The sequence below is a fragment of the Cyanobacteriota bacterium genome, assembly GCA_025054735.1.
Lineage (GTDB): Bacteria > Cyanobacteriota > Cyanobacteriia > SKYG9 > SKYG9 > SKYG9.
The window spans coordinates 1-5,029 of the sequence record JANWZG010000298.1 but is presented as its reverse complement, the minus strand read 5'-3'; the positions used below and the strand labels follow the sequence as shown (position 1 = coordinate 5,029).

Annotated in this window: 7 protein-coding genes; 1 reads left to right on the top strand and 6 read right to left on the bottom strand. The window is 48.6% G+C overall.

Features of this window, described 5'->3' with window-relative positions:
- The 5 genes from NZ772_13515 to NZ772_13495 all read right to left on the bottom strand — a co-directional run.
- Window positions 1-263: peptide deformylase (locus tag NZ772_13515; GenBank protein MCS6814567.1), on the bottom strand; the 263-nt coding region annotated here is incomplete at its 3' end.
- Between the two features lie 3 nt (window positions 264-266).
- Window positions 267-1,460 (bottom strand): trypsin-like peptidase domain-containing protein, encoded by a 1,194-nt coding sequence (locus NZ772_13510; GenBank protein MCS6814566.1) that lies wholly within the window; start codon window positions 1,458-1,460, stop codon window positions 267-269.
- Between the two features lie 101 nt (window positions 1,461-1,561).
- Window positions 1,562-1,969 carry a DUF1823 family protein gene (locus NZ772_13505; protein ID MCS6814565.1) on the bottom strand — a complete coding sequence of 136 codons (408 nt, stop codon included), beginning with the start codon at window positions 1,967-1,969 and terminating at the stop codon, window positions 1,562-1,564.
- A gap of 78 nt (window positions 1,970-2,047) precedes the next feature.
- Window positions 2,048-3,163, bottom strand: a complete 1,116-nt coding sequence (locus NZ772_13500; protein MCS6814564.1) for an alpha/beta hydrolase — start codon at window positions 3,161-3,163, stop codon at window positions 2,048-2,050.
- 76 nt (window positions 3,164-3,239) lie between these two features.
- Window positions 3,240-3,965 (bottom strand): hypothetical protein, encoded by a 726-nt coding sequence (locus NZ772_13495; protein ID MCS6814563.1) that lies wholly within the window; start codon window positions 3,963-3,965, stop codon window positions 3,240-3,242.
- A gap of 229 nt (window positions 3,966-4,194) precedes the next feature.
- Here NZ772_13495 and NZ772_13490 point away from each other — a divergent pair, with 229 nt between their 5' ends.
- The gene (locus NZ772_13490) at window positions 4,195-4,770 is read left to right on the top strand and encodes a GNAT family N-acetyltransferase (protein ID MCS6814562.1); all 576 of its coding nucleotides are present in this window, start codon (window positions 4,195-4,197) and stop codon (window positions 4,768-4,770) included.
- A 4-nt stretch (window positions 4,771-4,774) separates the two neighbouring features.
- On the opposite strand, the gene NZ772_13485 is transcribed toward NZ772_13490, so the two are convergent.
- Window positions 4,775-5,029: sensor histidine kinase (locus NZ772_13485; GenBank protein ID MCS6814561.1), on the bottom strand; the 255-nt coding region annotated here is incomplete at its 5' end.

Genomic DNA, 5,029 nt, shown 5'->3' with positions numbered 1-5,029 from the left:
ATAATACACGGATTAATCAACGCCAAGGGTTCCATTACAGGAGCATGGGGATAGCGGGCGTTGGGTCGCGACGCAACAATCACCAATTGCCAGGATTGACCAATCTGGGGGGCAGCAATGCCAACACCACTGGCCGCCTGCATTGTGGCTATCAGGTCGTCAATTAGCTGTTGAATGTCGGGGTTATGCACATCGGCAACTGCCGCCGCCTGTTGCTGCAACAGAGGGTGCCCTACCTGGAGAATTGTGGCCCTTCTAGTCATAGGTTAGTTCTGGGCTGTGTTAGTGGGAAAGGCACCGGGCTGCACAGGCACAGTAATCAGTTGACCATCACGGCGTATCTCCACTTGGAGTCGTCCACCGATGGAACTAGCTTCAACGGCACGCTGTACCTGATTAGCATCAGTCACAGCCCGACCATCAATTCTCTTGATCACATCACCGGGCCGCAAACCTGATCGAGCGGCTGGCGAGTTGGGCACCACTTGAATAATCAGTACACCCTCGCTATCTTGCAGCCGGACACGGTTACCTGAGCTGCGATTAATTTCTTGCACTAGATCAGGAGTCAAGGTCGCCATTTGAATGCCCAAGAAGGGATGGTCAACCTTGCCAGAGGCAATCAGTTGGTCGGCAATGCGACGAGCAGTATTAATGGGGATAGCAAAGCCTAGACCTTGGGCACCACCAATGATGGCTGTATTCATACCAATCACTTCTCCCCGTTGATTTAACAGGGGACCGCCGGAGTTGCCAGGATTAATCGCCGCATCAGTTTGAATGAACCCAACGCGCTTATCAGGAACCCCAACTTGAGCACTGGTTCGCCCCGTGGCACTAATGATCCCCGCCGTCACAGTGTTATCTAGTCCCAGTGGGTTGCCGATCGCGATTGCCCATTCCCCAGGTCGCAGGCGATCAGAGTCGCCCAACTGCACAGTAGGCAGTCCACTAGCCTCAATCCGGACTACAGCCACATCTGTAACTGGGTCGGCACCAAGAACTCTGCCATTAAAACTACGCCCATCCTTTAGCAAGACCGTAACCCGATCAGCACCTGCTACTACATGGGCATTGGTCAAAATCAAGCCATTGGGGTTAATAATAAACCCGGAACCAGTACCGCGTTCAACCCTAGTGCGGGGCTGCATTGACGGGTCAAACCCAAAAAATTCCCGGAAGAAAGGATCATTAAAAACATCGGGTACGCGAGTGGTCACTGTGCGAGATGCATTGATTCGCACCACAGCAGGCCCCGTGCGCTCTACAGCCGCAGCAATAAAGTTGGTGCTGTCAGGTGCCACAGGCAAAACTTGAGCCGTAACCGAAGGTTTTGCTGGGTTAGGGATCAAGTAGCGATCGCCAACCACAACTAGCCCTGCTCCCAACATCATGGGGATGATATAAGCAAAGGCACGCTGCCAAACCGCAACAGGTTTCTTCCTTGGTGAAGTAGTCATAGCTGCAACAGGTTGAATATGGTCAACATGGGTGAGTCATTTAGAGGGCTGTTCCGCCACAGTGCAGAAGTTGATCACTAAGTCTAGGCTACCTTACAAATCTACAGATTTTGAGGTGAGGTTTCCTGGGATTGCAGATAGCTCAGTAGCCAGTTTGCTATGGTTGCTCGACGAGTCAGCCGGGGCACCAGTTCCCCGACCTTATACCCCTGAAAACCTAGTTTCTCCTTCAACAACTGTTTGTGGGCAGGGGGAATAGAGCGGGTTAACTTTACAGTGGCTGGACGGCTAGCAATAAAATCTGGAGGATTAGGGTAATCACTACACCAAGCTGGAGAAACAGCACTACTGTCCCAGCGATCGTGGTCAGAGTCGTAGCGATAGCCTAGGCAGTGCCACACCAATTGGTTTGCTGTAGCATCATCAATCTCATCGTGAAGAATTGCCCAAATCGTTTCTGTGGTCAACGGTGGCAATACAGAAGGCACCGTGGTGTCATGATCTACCATAAACGCAACCGGCTAGCGATTCCTAATAGTCTCAAGATCAGGCCCTCAGGATCATGTTCCTAATGTATGTAACCTATCTTAAGTCATGCTGCGGTGAGAGATGGATAAGGCTAGGGCTTCGCGTTGGGTGTGCTTTGCCAAAATGCTAGTGATTTCTGTAGTTACGCGATCAGGCTGCTCAATCATCGCCATATGTCCACAATCTTCAATCTCAATCACGTTATCGCCACAGGTACCAAACAGCGGGTGAAAACTGGCAAGATGTTGAACATAGCTGGGCTGCATCACCGGATCTTGAGCACCTGCCAAGAAATAGACAGGCTGCTTTAAGGCAGAAACCAGTAACGGCAGCCGATTGACCTCAGCTTCGGTGGTAGAGTCTAGCAAGGCTCCTAAAGCCGCTTCAGGATGTGCCATCACAAAGTCCACTAAGCGCTGTCGTCGCCACGTTCGATCAATAGGCTGAACCACAGTCGATCGGGCAAACATCAAATCAATCAGAGGCACATGACAAAGCCACCGTGGGCGTAGCTTCAAAATTTGTTGACCGGCTGCACGAAATTTTTCAAAGTCTTTTTGAAAGTAAATGCCACCTCCAGAGTTCAAGCAGATAACACCCTGCACCACATCAGGCAATTGATTCGCAGCCCATAAGGCAATAATGCCACCTAAGGAATGACCAATTAGCCAGACATTAGCTAAGTTCAGCAGTTGCAATAGCACAGCCAGATCCTTAGCATAGGCTGCTGGGGTATAGCTGGCGTGAAAACTTTGGTCAGAGAGCCGATCGCCCTGATGTCTGTCAGATAGTCGCCATTGTTGGGTTAGGGGTGAGGGGTCGCTATAGTCTTGGGTGCCTAGGCGGTTAATCACTGCGTTAACATCAGCTGTAGTCATTTGCAATGCTTGAGCATCGTTTGGAACCCCATGCTCTGATTGCTTGGTTGCGAGGTGATTTGATGACTTCGTAAAAATATCTGACGCAATGTCTGAGCGTGGATAAAGCTGTGATTGACCAAATCCTCGTAAATCGTAGGAAAGGCATTGATATGTAGGGGACAACCGCTGAACTAAGGGTTGCCAATATTCACGGCTCAGCAGCCAGCCGTGAACGAAGACTAAGGTTGGAGATTGAGGAACGGGATCCGTTAGCTCGTAAGCGCAAGGTACTCCCAAGACATTAATGCTAGTCATACATCCATCCTAACCTGAAAGCTAATGCTGCTGTCTAGGGGTAACGATCGTTGAGTTGCTAAGAAACCAACCCACCTTAAAATCGTCGTCCCAATAGCCGCTGCTTCATGCCCTCTGCAATCTTTTGTCCCAAATATTCTGGAATCAGATTTTCGTTTGGCCCTAGTAAGTATAAAATTAGCCGAGTACGTCCCCGCCAAACCAGAAGATTAGCATTGACTACCAACAAATCTTCTTGCCAAACAGCATACATAACCTTGTAGAAAAGACCCGGCTGATTATCAGCCTCAATCAACAGAGCCGGTAGGTGAAATACTGGATCCACATAAAACTCTGTTTCCACTTGTTCTAAGCCAGCATCTAGGTTAAATTCCACTGCTAGCATTTCTTCCACTTCAAACCGCCCTGCCAATGCCTCTCGTATGGCCCGACACACATTTTCAGCAGTTTTATCAGATAAGGTTTTGCTGCCACGTGACACCACTAGCTTGACAAATACCAACATGGGCGGATAAATTTGCCCATACAAACTCAGGCTGTGAATCGTCAACCCATAAGCAGTTAAAACGCCGAAAATATCGCTTAACAAAAATGATTGATTGCGGTAGGCAAAATGCAAGACACTGCGATTGTTTTCAGGCTTCATGTCAATAACAGCCTGCCGAGTTTTGTATAGCTGATAGGCAAGGCGTAGGTTTTGAAGCTGGATCTCACTACTGACAAACTGCTCATAAAACTGAGGGAACGCTCGATTGAAGCGCTTCAACAATTCTAGGGTGGATGACTTTAAGCCTGCGGTCATGATCATTTAGGGGTATGGTAGCGTGCCAAAATGTATCGTCAAAAAACGTAACCCTGATAGCTCATCCTGAACTATAAGTGTGCATGAGATAGTGGCTTCTAGCACAAGTTTTTAGTTTTGTTGCGAAGTGCTTGTCATTCTGTTTTGGCATGTGTCGTCAGCCTCAAAACCCGAAGGTGTATATACTAGCTAGTACATCATCTATGTATCTTAGGTTAACAAAGCTAGCATGGGTTTTTGGAGAAACCTGTTTAGTGGGGGCAATCTTGTGTCTGTGCCTAAGCCCTCACAAACTGAAGACTGTGTTGTAGAGAATGGGTCGAGTGTGACAACCTCGACGACGGCGGCTTCTCGTGCTGATACTACGCGCGATCGCTTGAGTGGCAATACTCGCATTTACTTCAGCACCGATCGCGACATTGATCTGTACGAACTCGAAGAACTGTGTGACGCAGTTGGTTGGTCGCGCCGACCCCTCCGTAAAGTTCGTAAGGCTATCCAACATAGTTTCTTGATTGTGTCTATGTGGGAACAACGGGGTGTAAAAAAGCGGCTGATTGGGTTCTCTCGTGCCACTTCAGATCACGCATTTAACGCTACTATCTGGGACGTAGTGGTTCATCCCGACTATCAAGGTAAAGGATTTGGCAAAGCATTGATGAAGCACATGATTAAGCGCTTACGAAATGAAGATATCAGCAACATTACCCTCTTTGCTGATCCTCATGTGGTTGACTTCTATAAAAATTTAGGCTTTACCTGCGATCCAGAAGGCATTAAGGGTATGTTTTGGTACCCAGACTGATGATTCAGGGCGATGCATTGGGGATTTTGGCGATCGGCAGCAGCACATTGAAGGTTGAACCTTCACCCACACGGCTTTTGACGGAAATAGAACCACCACACCGCAAAAGAATCTGCTGGACGATCGTCAACCCTAAGCCTACACCACTAACATCCTCAACTTCAGCATGTCTGACCCGATAGAAACGGTCAAAGATCTTCGGAATCTCATGGGCGGGAATTCCCACTCCACTGTCCTGAAACTCAATTTGCACATAATC

What these genes read in the sequence shown, in the direction of transcription:
- NZ772_13510 (MCS6814566.1), bottom strand. Translation starts at nt 1,460, where the DNA reads ATGACTACTTCACCAAGGAAGAAACCTGTTGCGGTTTGGCAGCGTGCC.
- NZ772_13505 (MCS6814565.1), bottom strand. Translation starts at nt 1,969, where the DNA reads ATGGTAGATCATGACACCACGGTGCCTTCTGTATTGCCACCGTTGACC.
- NZ772_13500 (MCS6814564.1), bottom strand. Translation starts at nt 3,163, where the DNA reads ATGACTAGCATTAATGTCTTGGGAGTACCTTGCGCTTACGAGCTAACG.
- NZ772_13495 (MCS6814563.1), bottom strand. Translation starts at nt 3,965, where the DNA reads ATGACCGCAGGCTTAAAGTCATCCACCCTAGAATTGTTGAAGCGCTTC.
- NZ772_13490 (MCS6814562.1), top strand. Translation starts at nt 4,195, where the DNA reads ATGGGTTTTTGGAGAAACCTGTTTAGTGGGGGCAATCTTGTGTCTGTG.